The organism is Paraburkholderia sp. (assembly GCF_026225065.1).
Classification (GTDB): Bacteria; Pseudomonadota; Gammaproteobacteria; order Burkholderiales; family Burkholderiaceae; genus Paraburkholderia.
In genome coordinates this window covers 23,905-43,556 of sequence record NZ_JAMFSB010000376.1, presented here as the reverse complement: position 1 = coordinate 43,556, position 19,652 = coordinate 23,905, and the positions used below count along the sequence as shown (strand labels likewise).

At 62.8% G+C, this 19,652-nt stretch carries 16 protein-coding genes; 13 read left to right on the top strand and 3 right to left on the bottom strand.

Annotation, left to right across the window (positions count from 1 at the left end; genetic code table 11):
- Nucleotides 1-369 precede the first annotated feature (369 nt).
- The 3 genes from M0954_RS26520 to M0954_RS26510 all read right to left on the bottom strand — a co-directional run bounded on the left by M0954_RS26520 (nucleotide 370) and on the right by M0954_RS26510 (nucleotide 4,822).
- Nucleotides 370-1,557, bottom strand: a complete 1,188-nt coding sequence (locus tag M0954_RS26520; RefSeq protein WP_122153858.1) for an IS91 family transposase — start codon at nucleotides 1,555-1,557, stop codon at nucleotides 370-372.
- An 8-nt stretch (nucleotides 1,558-1,565) separates the two neighbouring features.
- Nucleotides 1,566-2,441, bottom strand: a complete 876-nt coding sequence (locus M0954_RS26515) for a tyrosine-type recombinase/integrase (RefSeq protein ID WP_297356413.1) — start codon at nucleotides 2,439-2,441, stop codon at nucleotides 1,566-1,568.
- 335 nt (nucleotides 2,442-2,776) lie between these two features.
- Complete coding sequence (locus M0954_RS26510; RefSeq protein WP_367279537.1) at nucleotides 2,777-4,822, bottom strand: tetratricopeptide repeat protein; 2,046 nt, start codon at nucleotides 4,820-4,822, stop codon at nucleotides 2,777-2,779.
- 183 nt (nucleotides 4,823-5,005) lie between these two features.
- On the opposite strand from M0954_RS26510, the gene M0954_RS26505 reads away from it, so the two are divergent.
- The 13 genes from M0954_RS26505 to M0954_RS26445 all read left to right on the top strand — a co-directional run bounded on the left by M0954_RS26505 (nucleotide 5,006) and on the right by M0954_RS26445 (nucleotide 19,617).
- Entirely contained in the window at nucleotides 5,006-6,424 is a 1,419-nt protein-coding gene (locus M0954_RS26505) for an ATP-binding protein (RefSeq protein ID WP_133893375.1), read from the top strand.
- Nucleotides 6,425-6,491: 67 nt separating this feature from the next.
- The gene (locus tag M0954_RS26500; protein WP_122158650.1) at nucleotides 6,492-7,094 is read left to right on the top strand and encodes a DUF4255 domain-containing protein; all 603 of its coding nucleotides are present in this window, start codon (nucleotides 6,492-6,494) and stop codon (nucleotides 7,092-7,094) included.
- Nucleotides 7,091-8,239 carry a hypothetical protein gene (locus tag M0954_RS26495; RefSeq protein ID WP_297356411.1) on the top strand — a complete coding sequence of 383 codons (1,149 nt, stop codon included), beginning with the start codon at nucleotides 7,091-7,093 and terminating at the stop codon, nucleotides 8,237-8,239. Before M0954_RS26500 ends, M0954_RS26495 begins: the two co-directional genes overlap by 4 nt.
- A 356-nt stretch (nucleotides 8,240-8,595) precedes the next feature.
- Complete coding sequence (locus M0954_RS26490) at nucleotides 8,596-10,230, top strand: phage tail sheath C-terminal domain-containing protein (protein ID WP_133893372.1); 1,635 nt, start codon at nucleotides 8,596-8,598, stop codon at nucleotides 10,228-10,230.
- A gap of 26 nt (nucleotides 10,231-10,256) precedes the next feature.
- Nucleotides 10,257-10,709, top strand: a complete 453-nt coding sequence (locus M0954_RS26485; RefSeq protein ID WP_123388012.1) for a phage tail protein — start codon at nucleotides 10,257-10,259, stop codon at nucleotides 10,707-10,709.
- Nucleotides 10,710-10,798: 89 nt separating this feature from the next.
- Nucleotides 10,799-11,260, top strand: a complete 462-nt coding sequence (locus M0954_RS26480) for a phage tail protein (RefSeq protein ID WP_122158654.1) — start codon at nucleotides 10,799-10,801, stop codon at nucleotides 11,258-11,260.
- A gap of 33 nt (nucleotides 11,261-11,293) precedes the next feature.
- Nucleotides 11,294-11,458, top strand: coding sequence for a DUF5908 family protein (locus tag M0954_RS26475; protein ID WP_166660838.1), 165 nt, complete (start codon nucleotides 11,294-11,296; stop codon nucleotides 11,456-11,458).
- Nucleotides 11,458-12,123, top strand: coding sequence for a LysM peptidoglycan-binding domain-containing protein (locus M0954_RS26470; protein WP_122158655.1), 666 nt, complete (start codon nucleotides 11,458-11,460; stop codon nucleotides 12,121-12,123). The genes M0954_RS26475 and M0954_RS26470 overlap by 1 nt, the downstream gene beginning before the upstream one ends.
- Nucleotides 12,120-13,904 (top strand): type VI secretion system tip protein VgrG, encoded by a 1,785-nt coding sequence (gene vgrG / locus M0954_RS26465; protein ID WP_123388011.1) that lies wholly within the window; start codon nucleotides 12,120-12,122, stop codon nucleotides 13,902-13,904. Before M0954_RS26470 ends, vgrG begins: the two co-directional genes overlap by 4 nt.
- 38 nt (nucleotides 13,905-13,942) lie before the next feature.
- A complete protein-coding gene (locus tag M0954_RS26460) occupies nucleotides 13,943-14,242 on the top strand; it encodes a PAAR domain-containing protein (RefSeq protein WP_122158657.1) in 300 nt (99 codons plus the stop codon).
- 2 nt (nucleotides 14,243-14,244) lie between these two features.
- Entirely contained in the window at nucleotides 14,245-14,697 is a 453-nt protein-coding gene (locus tag M0954_RS26455) for a GPW/gp25 family protein (protein WP_208297193.1), read from the top strand.
- A 38-nt stretch (nucleotides 14,698-14,735) separates the two neighbouring features.
- Complete coding sequence (locus M0954_RS26450) at nucleotides 14,736-18,821, top strand: baseplate J/gp47 family protein (protein WP_297356409.1); 4,086 nt, start codon at nucleotides 14,736-14,738, stop codon at nucleotides 18,819-18,821.
- Between the two features lie 4 nt (nucleotides 18,822-18,825).
- Nucleotides 18,826-19,617 (top strand): hypothetical protein, encoded by a 792-nt coding sequence (locus tag M0954_RS26445; RefSeq protein ID WP_123388009.1) that lies wholly within the window; start codon nucleotides 18,826-18,828, stop codon nucleotides 19,615-19,617.
- Nucleotides 19,618-19,652: the final 35 nt, after the last annotated feature.

Here is a 19,652-nt window from a genome sequence, read left to right as displayed (position 1 = left end):
TGACACGGAAAGTCATATCGGGTTGTAGGACGCCTGCCCTGATCCGTCGGCACGTCAACTCGCCCAGACGCCAGCGGGCAGGCGTCCTACAAGCCCCAAGGGAGGAAACCGCGGAGTGCTCCGACATGGTCTGAACCTTTCACCGCTATGGCGATTTGTTCAAGCCCGTTGGGAGCCTGTTGGATATAAACGCGGGTAAATGTGCGCCTGGGCAACCGCGATCGCAGCAGCGACGCTGCTGGCCGTTGCTATCATGCCGCCCCGGCCAGCACCAGACTGCCTGTCTGGAGTCGTAGGCGCAAGCGTCTCCTATGGGCTCCCGTTGGCGAAGAGCCGACAGTCGATGCGTGCATCCTGACGCGATGGCATTCATGCGTGGGCTCGCTCAACAGGGGGTGCCCGGATAGGTCTGCTGCGCTGGAGTATGTCGATGATGATCATCGGCGAACCGCAGTGCCGGCAAACGAAGGTTGGCCACACTGCGACTGTCGCGATGTCGTTGGCACTGCGGCCGATACTGGCAGGCGCTCCGTCCAGCAACTCGCGTATCTTCGCGAGATTCGCGCGCCGCGATGGATTCGCGAGCAGACCGTAATGGCGGATGCGGTGGAAACCGCCAGGTAGCACGTGCAACAGGAAGCGACGCGTGAACTCATCTGTTTCGAGAGTCATGGTCTTGTTGCGTGTGCGTCCGTCCACGCGGTAGTCCTTCCAGCGGAAGGTAACGCCGTGTTCGTCGAGCGCGACCAGGCGCTGGTTGGAGATCGCGACCCGGTGCGTATAACGCGACAGATAGGCGAGCACCGCTTTGGGTCCCGCAAACGGGCGTTTGGCATACACCACCCACTCGGATGCGCGCATTGGCGCAAGCCACCTGGCAAAGGCGGCGACGTCGTTGAGCCCGGCGTATTCGCCGAAGAACCGCAACTGCCCCCGGTGATAGGTCACTTCAAGTTCTTCGAGGAAGCGCCGGCGAAACAGCCGCGAGAGTACGCGCACTGGAAGGAAGAAGCCCGGCCTGCACGCTACCCACCGGCTTCGGTCCGGCGACAACCCGCCACCGGGAACGATGCCATGCACATGGGGATGATGTGTGAGCGCCGAGCCCCACGTATGCAGGACGAGGGTGGCACCGATCTGCGCTCCAAGATGCTTCGGATCAGCGGCGATGGTGCGCAACGTTTCGGCCGCGATATCGAACAGCAGCCCGTAGATGGCGGCCTTGTTGTAATACGCAATCGCGCTGATGGCCGCCGGCAGTGTGAAGACCACGTGGTAGTACTCGACGGGCAGGAGATCAGCCTCACGCGCCTCGAGCCACCGGCGCGCAGCGCTAGCCTGGCACCTTGGACAATGTCTGTTGCGACATGAGTTGTAGGCGACTTCAATCGCCGCGCATCCTTCGCAGCGCAACACGTGCCCTCCCAGCGCCGCGCTGCGGCACTGTTCGATCGCGGACATGACCTTTAACTGCCCGAGGTTCAGGTTAGCGGATTGATGCCACGCTGAACCAAGAGAGCGAAAGACGTCTGCTACCTCAAGCGCGCAATGCGCCACAATGAGAGTTAATCGGTACGCAGACTCTCAAGAGGGCTGACCACCTCGCGCAGAATATCGGTGGCAACCTGGGCGTAAAGCGCTGTGGTCTCAAGCTTCTTGTGCCCAAGCATGACCTGGATCACCCGGATATCGACCTTCTGTTCCAGCCGATGCGTGGCAAAGCTGTGCCGCAAGGTATGCATGGACACGCGCTTGTCGATTCCCGCAGCTTCGGCCGCAGCATGGACCGCCCGGTTGAGCTGGCGGGTGCTGAGCGGCTCGATCGGGTTAAGTCCGGGAAACAGCCAGCCACCGTCGAGCATCTTGCCCTGGGCTCGTGCGACTCGCCACCAGACCCGCAAACGCTCGAGCAGGATCGGCGACAGCATGGCATATCTGTCCTTCTGGCCTTTGCCCTGCTCAACGCGCAGCGTCATACGCTCGCTATCGATGTCACCGACCTTCAGGGCAGCTACCTCGCTGGCGCGTAATCCTGTTCCGTAGGCGAGCGCCAGCACCGTTTGATGCTTCAGGTTGGTCGCCGCCGCGATCAGCCGGCCAACCTCTTCGCGGCTGAGTATGACGGGCAAGGTACGCGGAAGATAAACCGGACGCATCTTCGCCATCAATGCCTCTTTAGCGAGCGTCGTGCCGAAGAAGAACTTCAACCCGGTGATCGCCGCGTTCAGGGAAACGGGCGATACGCCGCGGTCCACCAGATACAGCTGGTAGCGCCGCAAGTCCTCGACGGTGGCAGTGTCGGGCGAGCGCCCGAGGAAGACAGTGAACTCTCGTCCCACACGAAGATAGTTGGCTTGCGTGGTTTGCGCGAGTCGACGCATGCGCATGTCGTCCATCATGCGCTGACGCAACGGACTGATAACTTGGGTGGGGGATGTCATGGCCCGGTTCCTCCTGGGTAACGAGGCGGATCGCCTCATTAGCCAACATAGGAAACCGGAGGGTTTTACCCTTCACCGACCAATAACTTTGAACGGAGCGCATACCGCGCGAGCGGTTTAGTCCACTGGACCCGCAACCGCCTGTCGAATCACTGTGACGAATGTCCGTAAGAGGGCTTCAAATTGGACACTCGACACAACGGCCAGTTTTTCGCCGTTGTCTGCACCCGCCGATCCGACGCGCCTCACTCGCTTAAAGCGGGTAATCGGCACGAAGGAGAAGAAGCGATCAAGTTTGTGGATCGAACCTACAGCGAGCACACGGATGGGGCCGCTCACTTTACGCCGGTCGCCGTTCGGGCGCCCCGCAACGCGTCGATCTCTACGCGAAGCGCAGCGATTACGCCAGCCCAATCGCCTTGTATCTTTTGTCGAAACAACCGCGCATCTGCGTACCATGGACTATCACTTCTGTCGAGTTGCCATCTCCAGTCCGGCATGAAGGGCAAAGCAATCCATACCGGCTTCCCGAGAGCCCCCGCCAGATGCGCCACAGCTGTGTCGACGCTGATGACGAGGTCGAGACGAGCGATCAGCGCAGCAGTTTCAGCGAACGTGGTGAGCCGGGCGGAAACATCGCGCAGCAGCCCGCGCTCATCCAGCTGCGCGAGGCACGCGCGATCACTTTCGCGTACATCCTGTTGCAGCGCGAAGAAATTCGCGTCGGCGTCAAACAGCGGCTTCAGTTGCTCGAGCGACATAGACCGGTTGCGATCATTCAGATGCGTACGGCTTCCCGACCACACGATTCCTATGCCTGGCCGTTGAGTAGAGCCTGCGAACACATCATCCCATTGAGAGACAAGCGCACCGTCCGCGTGCACGTATGGACCAGCCACCGCCAGATCGGCTGCACGAATCTTGAGCGCAAACGGCAGGCTCAGGGTCGGAATGTGATAATCGAAACGTGGTACCTGCCATGTCTCGCCGATGACTTCGGCCGCACCCCTATAATTCTGGAGGAGCGGCAGCAGCGCGTCCTGAACTCGCAACACGACGCGAGCACCAGCCGCACTGAGTCGATCCACGAAACGCACGAATTGCAGCGTGTCGCCGAACCCCTGCTCATGATGAACGAAAATTGTCTTGCCATCTGTCGGTTGAGTGCCAGTCCATTGGGCGCTCTGGGGAAAGCCGTGGCTTTGGGAGCCATCGCGCCAACGCCATTCGTATTCGCGCCAGCCGTGTTCGAATTCGCCGAGCAGCAAATTCGTCTGAGCTCGATTGGTGCGGGCGCCGGCGTCGTTCGGATTGAGCGAAAGTGCTTTCCTGAACTGAAGCAACGCCTCATCGAAGCGCCGCATATCTCGCAACGCAACCCCAAGATTGACATACGCGTTCACGAAACGCGGGTTGATCGTGATCGCCTGCCGGTAGGCCTCCAGTTCGTCCTCGTAACGCGCCATCGTACCGAGCAGCGCTCCCCGGTTGTAATGCGCTTCGGCTGATTGCGGCTGGATTTTGCACAGATGCACCAGCATCTCGAGTGCACGCTGCGATTCGCCGAGCTGAATCAACGACATTGCGACACCATGCAACGAGGCGGCATGGTTCGGAAACTGGGTCAGGCCGCGCTCGAACAGCGCTATCGCACCATCGTGCCGTTGCGCCGACTGACACACCTGCGCCGCGAAGTTTAGTTGTTCCACCGACATGGACATATTCGCTGATGCCCGTATCAGGTACTCGGCCGCTCGTGCGTGATCACCCTGTCTGGCGGCGATGTAACCGAGACCTTCAAGAGCTTCGCCGTGATCGGGAGCGCTCGCCAGAATACCGCTCAGCAGACCTGCGGCATCGTCTAATCGCCCGGCCGTTAAGTTCTTTTTCGCTGCGGTGAGAGCATGTTCAATGTCGTGATTCATGACGCTGTAGGCCGGCGCAAAGCGCGATCTATCGAAGGATTTGAACCTGCTCATTGTACGGGATCGCGCAAGGCGGCTCTCCAGACCGAAGCGATGGCAGCGTTGGCTGCCTGCATATCGAAATACAACACAATCCCGATGGCGCCGAGCAAGGCGGCCGGTGGCGAGATGTCGTGGATCAGCTTTAAGCTTCCACTGGAGGAGGGCAAGACGCAGGGTCTTCCGCTGCCCGTCGCGCAGGCGGTCGCGCAGTTGCCAGTAGACGCGGTCACTCCCGCGGCGATCCCTGTAATACAGGGAAGCGGCACGTTGTACGTAGTCGCGAAGCTCGACGCAAAGCGGCCGACAGTGGTGCCGGGCTTCAATCAGGCCAGGGACACGATTCGCCAGCAGTTGCAGCCCTTGGCGGTGGAGAAGGCGAGTGCGCAGTTTGTAGCCGGTCAGCTTAGGACGCAACGATCCAGCAGTAGCCAGCCGTCCTGTCCGGCCCAGCAGCCAGCATAGCCGACACAATGACCGCGCCAAAATTTCCTGGACGGGCGATTTGTGTGAACTATACTAAACGCCGCGATCTGCCTCGTATCTCGCGAGCGGAGCCTGGCTCATGAACGGCTGTGCAAAAATTGATAAGAGGCGTAGATGTCCGAGCTTGCCGCCAGCGGTGTGAGCAACAGGAACCACGGGAGCAACATCGGCACTGGCACGATCCCACAGGGCAGCGGTGCGGCCGCCAGGGTCCTCGACGCCGAGATGAACTGGCTCGCCAAGTTGCTGGATGCGGCAATCCGCCTTTACTTTGGCCAACCGTGCGAGGTGGACGATATCGCACGCATTGACGCTCCCGATCTGCGCGACGAAACCACCTGGTACGCGCGCATCGTCCGCGAGCACATAACCGAACTGGACGAGCGCGTAACGCTGGCGCTGGCGCTCGCGCCTTGCTTGCGCCCGCAACTGCTCGACCCGCTTTTTGCCCGCAACCCCAATCTCGAGCGCGCGTTCTCCGAATTCGGTGGCACCGCGCGTGGCACGCACGCTGGCTTTTGGCCGACCTACGAAACCGCGGCCTTCGTCGTCGGCGCAACGACGGCGCTGGAGCGGCGCATTCGCCTGACCCGGCTCGCCGAACCCGACCACCCGTTGCGCCGCGCCCGGATACTCCATCTCGAGCCTACCGAGAGCGCTGTGAACTGGTTCGACGCTCCCTTACGCGTCGATCCCCTCGCGTTGTCGCGTATCACGCTCGGTGTCGAACAGCGCCCCGATTACAGCAGTACGTTTCCGGCCCGCCGTCTGACGACGCCGCTAGAGTGGGATGATCTCGTGCTGCATTCAGGCGTGCGCGACGAGATCGACGAACTGCGTGCATGGATCGAGCACAGCAGGACCTTGCTCGATACGTGGCAACTCGACCGCCATATCAAGCCCGGTTATCGCAGCCTCTTTTACGGGCCGCCCGGCACCGGCAAAACGCTGACTGCGTCGCTGCTGGGCAAGACCACCGGGCTCGACGTGTACCGCATCGACTTGTCGCTCGTGGTGTCGAAGTTTATCGGCGAGACCGAAAAGAATCTCGCGCAGGTATTCGACGAAGCCGAGAGGCGCGAGTGGATCCTCTTTTTCGACGAAGCCGACGCGCTGTTCGGCAAGCGTACCGCGACCAGCAGTTCGAACGATCGCTACGCGAATCAGGAAGTGGCCTTTCTGCTGCAGCGGGTCGAAGACTTTCCGGGCGTGGTGATTCTCGCGTCGAATCTGAAAGGTAATATCGACGATGCGTTCGCGCGGCGCTTTCAGTCGATGATCTACTTTCCTGCACCGGGACAGGCAGAGCGCTTGACGCTTTGGCGTAACGCATTCTCACGCGGCCCCCGGCTTGCGGCCGAGGTCGATCTGGAGGTCATCGCGGCAGACTACGAAGTTACAGGCGGGGCAATTGCCAACGTGCTGCGGCACGCGGCGCTCTCGACTTTGCGGCGCGGCGGCGAGACGATCTTGCAGGCGGATATTATCGAAGGGATCCGTCGCGAGTTGCGCAAGGACGGCAAGACGCCTTGATGGCCACCCGGGCGCAGCCGGTTCGCAGCGCCTCATCAAACCCGGTGTGATTTGCAAAGGCTCCTCGATGATCGACAAGGCTTTAGGTTTTTTGCTCGACGAACTGAACCGTTTTCTCGAACCGCGCAGCCCTGGCGGCGAGCCGCTCGCCGTGCTGTCGAGTCTCGCCGTACCGCACGGTGGCGCGGCGCCCGGCACGGATAACAAGCTCGTGATATCGCTGCTCAGCATCGAAAAAGAGGGCGCCGCCTCGTCGCTGCCCGTGCCGTTGCGCGACCCGAGCGCGCCGGCTCAAGCGGGGGCGCCGTCTGGCTTCGCCCGGGTCGCGGCTCCGCTGCCTTTGAATCTCAACGTGATGGTGGCTGCGTCGTTCGGCGCGAATTATCGGGAGGCGTTGAAAGTGTTGAGCGCGGCCATCGGATTTTTTCAGGCGCGTCCCGGTTTCACACCGCAGAACGCGCCTGCTTTGCCGCCCGGGATCGAGCGGCTTTCAATCGAGATGGTCAGTTGCGATCTGACGATGCTGAGCAACGTTTGGTCCGTGCTCGGTGCGAATTACCTGCCTTCGGCGCTCTACAAGATCCGTATGCTGACTGTGCAGCAGGGTTGGGTTGCCGCGTTCGAACCGGCGGTCAGCGGCGCCGCGACGGATCTCGGGACCCGCTCATGAGCGTTTACCGCCTGCTGTTCGCACTTGACATCCGACACACCTATTTCGCGGACGGCTGGTGCGACGCGCTGGGCGTGAGGCCAACGCCGTCATGCGAACGCCTGATGCGTCAATACGGCCTGTTGTTCAAAGCCACGCGCGAGGGCGCAGAGGTTTATTACGACGCGAGCGCGCAACGGCAGGGTGCGCCTGGCTCGCTGCTCGGTTTCGCGGCGCAGGGGGCGTTCACGTTCATCCTTGAGAGCCAAGGGGCGGGGCTGACCAACTATACGGCGATCGATACGCAACCGGCAGCCACGCCAGGCGTGTCGCTTTACTACTTCGACAATCTGAACGGCGGAAGTGTGCCTTTCGACGGGGCAACCAGCGCATTGCTGCATCCGGCCGGCGAGCCGTTTGCGTATGGCGCACTGCCTTGGAAACCGCGCCGCTTCAACTATGTCAGCGAAGCACCGCTCACGAGTATCGCGGTGCTTGCTGCGCGCGATGGGCCACCGGTGTGGGGACCGATGGCGATCGTGCCGTCGGCACTGCGGGCTTCGCTGGCGCTCACGCATCTATCCGAAGGACGTTATCGGCTCGCTGCCCCCGGCAGTCCCGACTATCCGTTCTATCTGAGCGACGTGCCGCTCAATGGCGCGTTTGCGATAGCGGCGATATATCCAGGCGGTGCGCACGCTGCGGCCGGCTGCGCGACATGTCTCGATGCGCAGGGCAATGTCACACCGCAACGCTATACGATCGCGCTTGGCGCGAGAGTCTTGCCGTGGCGTTACTTCATCGTTCCTCATCCGAATCAGCCGCATGACGACTGGCAAGTCGACGCTGTGATGCCGGACGCCAGGTCTGCTGACGCGGTAGCCGCACCACGCAGATTCGCGCGCGCGGCGGAAACCGTGCAACTCGGCGGCCGTGCTGCGATCATGTTCTCGTCACCAGGTCCTCTCACAGTGTCACAACGGCCGGCTGCCGGACTGGGCGTGCGGCTCACCGGGAGTGGCTTTGCGCAACCGCTTGCGTTGCCGTATCCGGACATGGGGCACGTGCGCCTGTCCTTGCAGGTTCCGGTTCCGGCACGGGTAGATGCAGAAACCCCAGCATCGCTTGACGGAAGCAACGGGACCGATATCTACGTCTATCTGTGACGCGTTAAGGGTGTTCAGTGAAATGTTAAAAATTTCTCTGTACCTTGGATTTGTCTGAACTATACTAACCGCCGAGACACCGTTTCATCCAAGCATTCTTGTTATAAAAAAGCCGTAAAAGAATTCGTTGGCGATTACGCAAAGAACTTCCTGCGTGGCCGTATCAGACCGAATGAGGCAGACCAGAAAACATAGGTGGCTTGAGCTTCCTTTCCATCGCATCACGTTTTTAATCCGGCGTTTCTCGACCTGCGCGGCTTGCCTGTGCGGTCTCGTCGCGCCTGTGTGATCTTGCATCGATGGCTGCCCTGAGCAGATAAAGACCTTCCCGCATTCCATTGGGAAAAGGAGAGAGCATGGCGCAGTACAAGGTACCGGGTGTCTACATCGTCGAAGAGGACGCGTTTCCCAACTCGGTGGTGGAAGTCGAAACGGCTGTTCCTGCGTTTATCGGCTATACCGAGCGTGCCCTGAATGGCACGGATTCGCTCCAGAATGTGCCATGGCGCATTGAGTCGATGGCGGACTATCAGACGTATTTCGGCGGGCCGCCCGCGCCAGCGTTTTCGTTCGCTGCCGCAAGTGCTGGCAGCGGTTATACGCTGACGGCCGCGGCCAGCGCGCAGTTTCTCCTTTACTACAGCCTGCGCATCTACTTCGACAATGGCGGCGGACCTTGCTACATCGTGTCGGTCGGCCCTTACACGAAGACGGGTCGTGCTTCGAGTGATTTTCAGCCTGCGCTCGACGCGCTCACGCGCGAAACGGAGCCGACCATGCTGGTCGCTCCGGACGCCGTGAATCTGGGTGATCCGTCCAAGTTGCCCCCGCTGTTCCTCGCCCATTGCGACACAATGCAAAGCCGCGTGGCGATCTTCGATGTGCCAGGCGGCGACAAAAAGCGTGGCCAGGACTCGGCCGATCAGATCACCGCCTTCCGCACTTCTGTGGGCACTGACTTTCTGAACTACGGTGCGGCCTATTACCCGTGGCTCAATACCCAGATCGTCGACAGCGTTGATTTCACCGCGATCAGCTCAGATTCGCTCGACGCATTTGTTACGGCGCTAACCATCGACGCAAACACGAGGCTCGCGGGTGACGCGAATAAGGCCAAGCTGGCGGCGCTGACGCTGAAGATCCAGCAATTGAAGTCGCCGGCAGGTCCTGCGGGCGGCAGCGGCAGCAACACACCGGTTCCAGCGCCGGCGCCTGCACCAGACCCCGCGCCGGCACCGGCACCCGCACCGGATCCAGCTCCGGCGCCAGCACCCGCACCCGCACCTGGGCCTGCACCCGCGCCGAGTCCAGTTGCGACCCCCACGCCGCAACAGATCACCGCGCTGCATCAGGTGCTGAATACGTCGAGTCCGCTGTACGCGCAGGTAATGGGCGACGTCGCCACCAAGCTCAACCTGTTGCCGCCGAGCGGCGCGATAGCCGGCATTTACGGCCGCATCGACGCGACGCAGGGCGTCTTCAAGGCGCCGGCCAACACCAGCATCAACTCGGTCATCGCGCCTGCGGTCAACCTGTCGGATCTCGATCAGGAAGACCTGAATATGCCGCTCGAAGGCAAGGCGGTCAATGCGATCAGGGCTTTTCCCGGTCGCGGCACGATCGTATGGGGCGCGCGTACCCTGGATGGCAACAGCAACGACTGGCGCTACATTAACGTGCGTCGCACGCTGATCATGTTCGAGCAGTCGATCAAGATTGCCATGCAGCCATACGTGTTCGCACCGAATACGGCGACGACCTGGGTCACCGTGCAGAGCATGATTGAAAACTTCCTCACGAACCAGTGGAAAGCGGGCGCGCTGGCGGGCGCCAAGGCGAGCGATGCGTTCTCGGTTAGCGTCGGCCTGAACGTCACCATGACGGCCGACGACATCAACAACGGGTTGCTGAAAGTGCTGATTCTGGTCGCACCGGTCCGGCCGGCGGAGTTCATCGAACTCACGTTCAAGCAGCAGATGCAGGTGTCCTGATATAGCACGCTCTAGGAGAGTCCAGCATGGCAGGTGAATCGCAAGGCAACGTGTGGCCGTTGCCGAAGTTCTACTTCTCGGTCGACATCGGTAGCCAGACCAATTTGCCGTTCCAGGAAGTCAGCGGTCTCGACACCGAAACTCAGGTGATCGAATATCGCGCCGGCAACAATAAGGTGTTCTCGACGATCAAGATGCCCGGCATTGCAAAGTTTGGCAATGTCACGTTGAAGAAGGGCATCTTCGTGAAGGACAACAAATTCTTCGATATGTACTCGAAGATTTCGATGAATCTGATCGCACGCGTCACGGTCACGATCAAGCTGCTCGACCAGAGCGGCTCGCCGACCATGGTCTGGACGCTTGCGAATGCGTGGCCTACCAAGATCACCGGCACTGATCTCAAGTCCGACGGCAACGAAGTGGCGGTCGAGACCATCGAGTTCGCGCACGAAGGATTGAAGGTCGTGAACCAGTAACGAGGCGCGCGCTCGCGTGGCAACTGGTTCCGCAGGCGGGACCGGAACGTCGTGCGAGTCCCGCGGTCGCGCATTGCAGCACAGGGACGATGTCCGATTATTACCCGCCCGTCAGTTTCTATTTCACGCTTGCGTTCCAGGGCATCTCGGGCGCAGATGATGCCGCCTTCATGGAAGCAAGCGGCATGGACGCCGAATTCACCGTGACGGAAATCAAGGAGGGTGGGGAGAACCGTTTTACGTACAGGGTTCCGGAACGTGCGAAGTACGGCAACCTCGTGCTCAAGCGCGGCATGATGACTGCGTCGTCGTCGCTTGCCGTGTGGTGTCGGCGCATTCTCGAAAGCGATCTGTCCGGGCAGATCACGCCGCGCTCGGTGCAGTTGTCGTTGCTCGACCACAACGCCAATCCGCTGATGACGTGGAATTTCGTCAATGCATGGCCGGTCAAGTGGAGTGTCGCCTCGTTCAACGCCCAGGAAAACAAGCTCGCGATGGAAACGCTCGAGTTCTCGTACAATTACTTTACGCGGCGCACGGGCGGCAATTAAGCGCGTGTGCCGCGGCAGACTGGCCATTGAACAATGATTGAAATACGGGAGTTGGTCATTCGCGTCAACGTCACTGAGCAGGCCGGCGACGCCGAACCCGCTCGCCTCGAGGAGCGGCTGGCCGTCCTCAAGGCGGATCTTCTCGACGCCTGCGAGGAACGTATCGAGGCAGCTCTGCAACGCGGCGTGGAGCGTTGATGGGCAAACTCGAGAAAGTTGTCGTAAAGGGCTACAACGACGAGCGCTTCAGCGCATCGGCAGGCAGCTACACGCTTAAGATCAACCCCGCCTCGTTTTCCCAGCAGTTCAAGACCACGTACGACCCGAACAAGACCACCGACACGGCGGGGCGCGTGATGCGCTACGTGACGATCGAGCCGCAGACCGTCAGCTTCGAGTTCTACCTCGACGCCACCGGCGTGATCGACGGCATCGCCAGCGTAAACGACGAGATCGCCAGATTCCGCACGGTGGCCTACGATTTCAATGGATCGATTCATAGTCCGAACTATTTGCACCTGGTGTGGGGCAAGTCGCTGGATTTCAAATGCCGGCTTACCTCGCTCGACATCGAATATCAGCTGTTCGACCCGGATGGCACACCGCTGCGCGCGAAACTGAAAATCTCGCTGGTCCAGTTTCTGAGCGCCGATGAACTGGCGCGCCTCGCGAACAAGACTTCGCCCGATCTCACGCACGCGCGTGTCGCCGTGGCGGGCGACACGCTACCGTTGATGTGCTTCCGGATCTATGGCGATAGCCGGTTTTATCTGGAGGTCGCGCGTTATAACGGTCTCACGGATTTCCGCAATCTGCGCCCGGGCACGAGCGTCATTTTCCCGCCCCTAGGAGCGTCGTCATGAGTACACCGCTGTCGGGCCGCATCGACCTGGTCTCGGTGTCGATCAAGGTAGCAGGGAGCGCGATTCCCGATTCCTGCGAGGTCTCGGCGGTACGCGTGACGAGCGAGATCAACCGCATTCCGCAGGCGCGCGTCACGCTGATCGACGGCCACGCGACCACCGGCGAGTTTGCCTGGAGCGAGTCGTCGTTGTTCGTGCCGGGCGCGGAAATCGAAATTCTCGCGGGCTACCACAGCCAGTACGTTTCCTTGTTCAAGGGCATTGTGGTACGGCATGGCTTGCGGATTCGCGACGGTCGCGCGAACCTGGTCGTCAATTGCGCCGACAAGGCACTCAAAATGACGGTGGCGCGCCGTAACAACGTCTATGTGGATCAGACCGACAGCGCGGTGATGGAGTCACTGATCTCGGCGAACGGCTTGAGCGCCGACGTGCAATCCACCCCGGGGGTGCGCAAAAGCCTCGTGCGTTACTTCGCCTCGGACTGGGACTTCATGATGACCCGTGCCGAGGCGTGCGGCATGGTAGTGATGGTTGAGAACGGCGCGGTGCGGGTGGCGGCGCCGTCGTTCAGCGACGACGCTGGTGTGACGGTCAACTTCGGCGATGCACTGCAGGAATTTGATGCGGAAATCGACGCGCGCTCACAACTGGCCTCGGTGACCTGCCGTGCATGGGATCCGAACGTGCAGGCGATGGTAGAAGGCCAGTCCTCCGAGCCGGCCTTGAACGCGCAGGGCAACCTGAGCGGCGCGAAGCTCGCCGGCACGCTCGGCGTATCGGGTTACGACTGGCAGAGCGCAGCCACGCTGGCGGACGGCGAACTCTCCAGCTGGGCAAGCGCGCAATTGCTGAAGTCGCGTATGGGTGCGCTGCGCGGCACGGTTAGCATGCCTGGCGACGCGAAGGTGAAGCTGGGGCGGTTGATCGAACTTGGCGGCGTGGGCGCGCGCTTTAACGGCGCGGCGTATGTAAGCGGCGTCGTACACCGCATAGAGCAGGGCGACTGGACTACTGAAGCGCGCTTTGGGATGTCGCCACGTCCGTTTGTGGCCGAACAGGCCGATATCGAAGCGCCGCCTGCCGCGGGCCTCGCGCCTGGGGTCCAGGGTCTGCTGACCGGCAAGGTGGTCAAGATCGACGAGGACCCTGACGGCCAGACGCGGGTCCAGGTCCACGTGCCGCTTGTCAAGATGGACGGCGACGGTGTGTGGGCGCGCCTCGCCAACGGCTATGCCAGCAGCGGCGCGGGGATGTTTTTCATGCCGGAGATCGGCGACGAAGTGGTGCTCGGCTTTCTCAACAGCGATCCGGCTTATCCTGTGATTCTCGGCAGCCTCTACAGCGGCGCCCACATGCCGCCGCGCACGCCCGATGCACAGAACACCACCAAGGCCATCGTGTCGCGCTCGCAGGTCACGATCCAGATCGACGAAGAGAAGAAGCAGATCAGCATCAGCACGCCGGGCGGCCATGTGGTTACCCTCGACGACGACAGCAAGACCGTGACGGTCATCGACTCCAGCAGGAACTCCTTGAAGATGTCCTCGGATGGCGTGTCGCTCACAAGCCCCGGCAATATCACCATAAAGGCCGATGGCTCGATGACGCTCGACGCGCAGGCCGGTGTCACCGTCAAGTCGACCGCTAGCGTGACACTGGACGCGCCGCAGATTGCCGCCAAGGCGTCAATGTCGTTTGTCGCGCAAGGGCAGGTGTCCGCTGAGCTGACCGCGTCCGGCCAGGTGACGGTACGCGGCGCACTCGTTTCGATCAACTGAATTTCACTGAACCCACGACACCGATCGAGGACCGTGCCATGCCCCCCGCCGCCCGTGTGACCGACTTGCATACCTGTCCGATGGTGACCCCCGGCCTGCCGCCCATCCCGCACGTGGGCGGTCCCGTCATCGGGCCGGGTGTGCCCAACGTCCTGATCGGCGGACTGCCGGCCTCGGTTCTTGGCGATATGGCCACCTGCGTCGGGCCGCCGGATGTGATCGTCAAGGGATCGGCCACCGTGTTGATCGGCGGCCGGCCGGCGGCGCGCATGGGCGACACCACGGCGCACGGCGGACTGGTGGCGTTTGGCCTGCCGACCGTAATGATTGGAGGCTGACCGTGGCGCGTGACGGATTCGCAGGCAGGCCGGTGTTTCTCGGCCGTGGTTGGAGTTTTCCACCAAGTTTCGACACGCATACGGGCGAGGTGTCGATGGTGGAGGCCGACGCGGATATCCGCGAAAGCCTTTACGTCCTTCTAACCACCTTGCCGGGCGAACGCCTGATGGTCCCGAACTACGGCTGCGCGTTGAACAGTTTCGTATTCGCCGCGCTCGACGCGAATACTCAGACGCAAATCCGCCGCCTCGTGTCCGACGCGATCCTGTTCTACGAGCCACGTATCGACGTCCAGGAGATTGGCATTGAGATCGACATGCCTAACGGCATTGCCTCGCTTTCGATCGAGTACACGGTGCGCCGCACCAACAGCCGCAGCAATATCGTGATTCCGTTCTGTCATGACGAAGGCACTAACCTGACGGCACGTCGGGCTGCGCCGCCGCGCCTCTAGGCGGGGGCGGCATGCATTCGACGTCCCCGTAACTGACCATGACCGATCAGACCCATTCGTTTGTCTATGGCCGCGGCGAAACGCAGCGCTCGCGTTACCTGCGCGGGCTCGATCCGGCATCGGCGCAGGTGGACGAACGCGGTCTGCCCGAGATGCTGGCATGGCTCGCCGAGTTCGCTCGCCTGGTGGGATTCGTCGATGGGCAGGGCGAGCCGGCCGGCGACTGGGGTCGCTTTCTCGAGCAGGACGAGAGCTTTTTGCTCGCCCAGGTTTGCGCGACCACGGCCGGGTCGCTCGCTGCCCATGCTGCGGCGCGGGCTTCGGCGAGTCAGGCAGACGAACGTGACCACGGCGCTTCGGAGCCGGCGTCGCTGCTGCGGATCTTCACGATCGCGCAGCGCATTGACGCCTGGTATGTGACCGCGGCGCGCCTCGAGACGACCGGTATCGAAGTCCATCCGTTCGCTATCAATCTCGAGCAGGTGATCGTCAACGACCTGCGACGCTATACCCAACAGATCGATGCGAGCCGTCTGCTTGGCCCTGGCTGGCGGCGCTTTGCCGAACGCGCGAACCTGAGCTTCGCACCGCTCTGGTCGAAGGACGACGGTCATAGCCGCAGCCTTACCTTCGATGCGCAGGATCTCGCCCCGGTGGAAAGCGCGTTTGAGCGCGCGCTGGAAAATCTCAAGCTGCTGGCGCGCCGCTATCTGGAGTCATCGCAGCACGAGAGCAAGGATCACGCGCCGCAGGCCGGCCTGCTGATTGCGTTCGTGAAGCTTCTCAGCGTGACACAGGGCGATCTGAACCAGTTCACCGAGCGGCATTTGCAGTACTACCTGACGCAGGTTTTGCGGCTCGCGCCACGCCCAAGCCAGGCGGACCAGACGCTGGTGGCGTTTGCACTGGCACCGCGTGCGGCGCCCCTGTTGCTCGAATCCGGGCGCAGGCTTGCGGCGGGGGTGGACGGAGCGGGTGCACCGATCGAGTTCGCTACCGCCGCGCCGCTCGTTGTCACGCCGGCGCGGATCACCTCCGTGATGGCGCTGAGCGCCACTTACGTGGACGGCGGCGGCAGCAGCGAGAACCAGCCGCTGACTTCGATCGTCGCGTATCCGAAGGCCGATTCCGCCGACGGCTGCAGCGCGAAGCTCGTTGCACCGGGGGTAGGTTGGCCGACATTCGGCCCGGCTCGTGCGGACGCGCTCGCTGCGGGCAATGCGGCGCCCGACGCTCAGGTGGGCTTCGCGATTGCCTCGCCGCTTCTGCTGTTGATGGGCGGCGAGCGCACCATCACCCTCAGCTTCGAGCTAGGTGCGCCGGGCGAAGGCGTGGCGCTCGCGGCCCGGCCGCCGGCTGCGGCGGACGACGCATACGCTCGCCTTGAGCGCCTCGCGGCCGCGTACGCCCGCTCGCTCGGGCAGGCGCCCGTTGCAGAGCCTTCCGCGTCGCCACCAGCTAGCTCCGCCGACCTCCTCAACAGCCTTCTCGCCGATGTCTGTCTGGTCAGCCTGAGCGGCAAGGACGGCTGGTTCACGCCGCAACGCGCGCGCCTGGTGGTGAGCGAGCGCAACACCCTCGATCTCGTGATCGAGCTGTCAGCCGCGGCGCCCGCCGTGCTCGCCAATCCGACGCTGGCATTCGATAGTGCGCAGGCGCAGCCGCTGCCATTGCTACGCGTCACGATGAACCCGACGGCGCGGGTGTACGGTTATTCGTTTTTCGAAGCGTTGCGCGCCCGCAGCGCGGATCTCGAGGTCCAGGTGCACGGGCTTCAGACGCTCGAATTGCAAAACACCTTGGGGCCGCTCGTGGCCGGCAAGCCTTTCATGCCATTCGGGCCGGCGCCGACCCTCGGCGGATTTCTGCAGGTCGGTTCGCCCGAACTCGCCTGCAAGCCGGTGTCGCATATCGGGTTGCAGATCGACTGGTTCAACCTGCCTGGCGCGGGCGGATTCTCCGCGTACTACCGCGGCTATCCGCCGGATGCAAACGGCGAGCCGCTAACGCGCGATTCGTTCGCGGTGGGCATCGAGCGCAACGACGGCATTGCCTGGCGGCCGACGAGCGCTGTGCGTACCTCGCGCTTCGCGCTTTTTGCGCCGGCCGAGGGCGGGTCGACGGGGCCCTCCACCGAGGTTGCCGCGTCCACTCGCTTCGAGATCGACTGCGCCACTCCCGCGACGCCTGCTGCTGCGGGTACGACACCCGTCACCCTGGCCTCGGCAATCGTGCCCGGTTCGGAAGCGGGCGCGTTGCGGATCGCCCTGGCCGCGCCGGTTGGCGCTTTCGGATATGACGTTTATTCGCAGGCGCTCGCGCAGGCGGTGTTGCAAAACTCGCGCGCGCCGCGCAAGCCCGGGCCAGGTGACCTGGTGCCAATCCCGAAGCCGCCGTTCGTGCCGATGGCAAGCGCCCTGTCGCTCGACTACACGAGTGCAGCACACGTTGAGTTCGACTCGCTCGACGACGGTAATCCGCTGCGTTTCTATACGCTCGCGCCATTCGGTTACGTGCGCGCGCGGCACGGCCTCGACACCCGCTTCGTGCCCGACGGCGTGCGGGGCGCGTTGTTTATCGGTCTCCTGGACGCGTCGCCCGGTGACACCTTGAGTCTACTGTTTCAACTGGCTGACCGTCACGCCGCGCAAAGCTTTGATTTCACCCAGAGCGACCGGCGGGACGAGCGCGACGGCGGTAGCGGCCTCCTCTGGTATTACCTCGACGGCAATCGCTGGCAGCGCTTCAAGAAGCAGGACGTGCTGAGCGATTCGACTTACGGCCTGACATGCTCGGGTATCGTCGAGCTCGTGCTTCCGTTGCAGTTCGACGAGCACTCGACGTTGATGCCCGCCGGGCATATCTGGCTAGCCGCGATGGTCTCCGGCACGGACGGCCTGGCGCTAGTGTGCGACACCATTGCGATTCTGCCGAATGGGGTAGCGGCCAGCCGCGTGACAGGCGGCGCAACGGTGATTGCGAATCTACCGCCGCAGAGCGTCAGCGGACTGGTCAGCAAGCTGCCGGCGATCAAGGCGGTGCTGCAGCCATTGCCGAGCTGGGGGGGGCTGCCCGCCGAAACGCCGCAAGGCTTCTCCGCACGCGTCGCCGAACGGCTGCGCCACAAGCAGCGCGCGATCCAGCCGTACGACTACGAGCGCCTCGTGCTGGGCGGCTTCGCTAACATCGCCCAGGCCAAATGCATTGGACCGGGCAATAGCCGGGGCTACAGCGCCTCGCCCCCGCTGGCGGCGGGGGAAGTGGTGATTGCGGTCGCGGCACAGTCTGGCGACACGTACGAGTCGTACGTCGATCAGACCACCTTGCGCGGTGTGGTGAATCTGTTGCGCCCCTATGTGTCGCCGTTCCTGTGTCGGCTGACGGTGCGCAATCCGGCCTACGAGCGCCTCAAGGTGGTCGCCGCGGTGCGGCTGAAGCGGGCCACGAGCGGCGCGTTCTACCTCAACCTGCTGAGCCGCGAGCTCGACGCCGCGCTCGCGCCGTGGCATGCACAACCTGAGGGTCGCTTACCGATCGGCTACGGCGCAATCGACGGCAATTCGATTGCCAGCTTTATCCGGCAGCGCGATTACGTCGAGTCGCTCGAAGAGTTCCACATGGTGGTGCTGTACAACGTCTCACCCGACGGTACCGGCGACGATTGGCGCGAAAGCTGGTTCGGTCAGGATGAAAGGGTACGTCCGGGTACGCCATGGTCCGTGCTGGTGCCTTCCGGCGGTCACGCACTGAAACAGGTTGACGCGCCGCTTCAGGATGGAGCCGATCGCGCGTCCACGGGCAGCGCGCCGCAACCGGATCCGGCGCCGCCGGGAATCGGCAGCCTGACTATCGGCGAGGACTTTATTGCCGCGCCGGCGTCGGCGCCCACACCCGCACCGGATGCACCCGCGAGGCAAGCGGTGTACTACGTGAAGTTTCTCGATCGGGAACTGCGTCGTGCACGGCGCGGTCGCGACGGCGCGGACCGTGAAGACCGGCACCGTGGGCACGATCAGCGCGAAGCTGCGCTGCTGCAGGACGCTTTTATCGATTTTCCCGATAACGATACCGACAACGGCACTCTCGGCGCTGCCGATGGTTCTGCCGATTTCAACGACGCTTAATACCATGGCCACCACACCCACATCCGAGATCGCGTCCCGAGCGGCGCTGAAGAAGCTGTTTAGCGACGGCGCACGGCCGAGCGGCGCAGACTTCGGGATCCTGATCGATTCGTTCGTGCATCGTGGCGAGCGCGTCGACGAGAGCGGCGAAGGCGATACCCCGGCCGGCGCCGGCGCGCTGAACGGCGATAGCGGCACTCTGCAAGTAGGCAAGCGTCACTTCGGACTCCAGAACGGCGACGCTGGGCTCGCGTCGTTGATCGAAGGGCAACGCACGCTGCTGAGCCTGGGAGAGGCCGGCCAATGGCGGATCCCGGCCGGCAATGTGGCGGCGCCGCTCGCCGTCGACGGCTGGCTGGCCGCAGCGGCGCGAGTGGGCAGCTACGTGCCGTCGGTGCTGGCGGCGAAGCCGGCGTTTCCGGGCGGCGATTCGGTGGCGCCCGGCAAGTTACCCGCCAACGGACGATGGCAAGTCATGCTGCCGGTGGTGAACGCCTGCTGCGCGTTCGAGATCGTCGCCCACGCTTCGGGTAGCGCTGCGTCGGGCCGGCACGCCATGCTGCATGCGGTCGTCGTGACGAGCTTCAACGGCAGCCGCAAGGGCATTCGTATCACCCGCACCGAGCGCGGCTGGAGTTGGCTGCGCCGTATCGAGTTGTGCTGGCGTCCGCGCCGCAGTCACTGGTTTGCCCGTCCTACGGGCTACGACCTCGCAATTCGCACGCACTTCGACTACGGGCGCGACGACAGCGGGCAGGCGGCCCAGATCCGCTTTCACATTACACGCCTGTGGTGACCCGGCATGCCGGCTAATCCGTCCTTTGCCTTCGT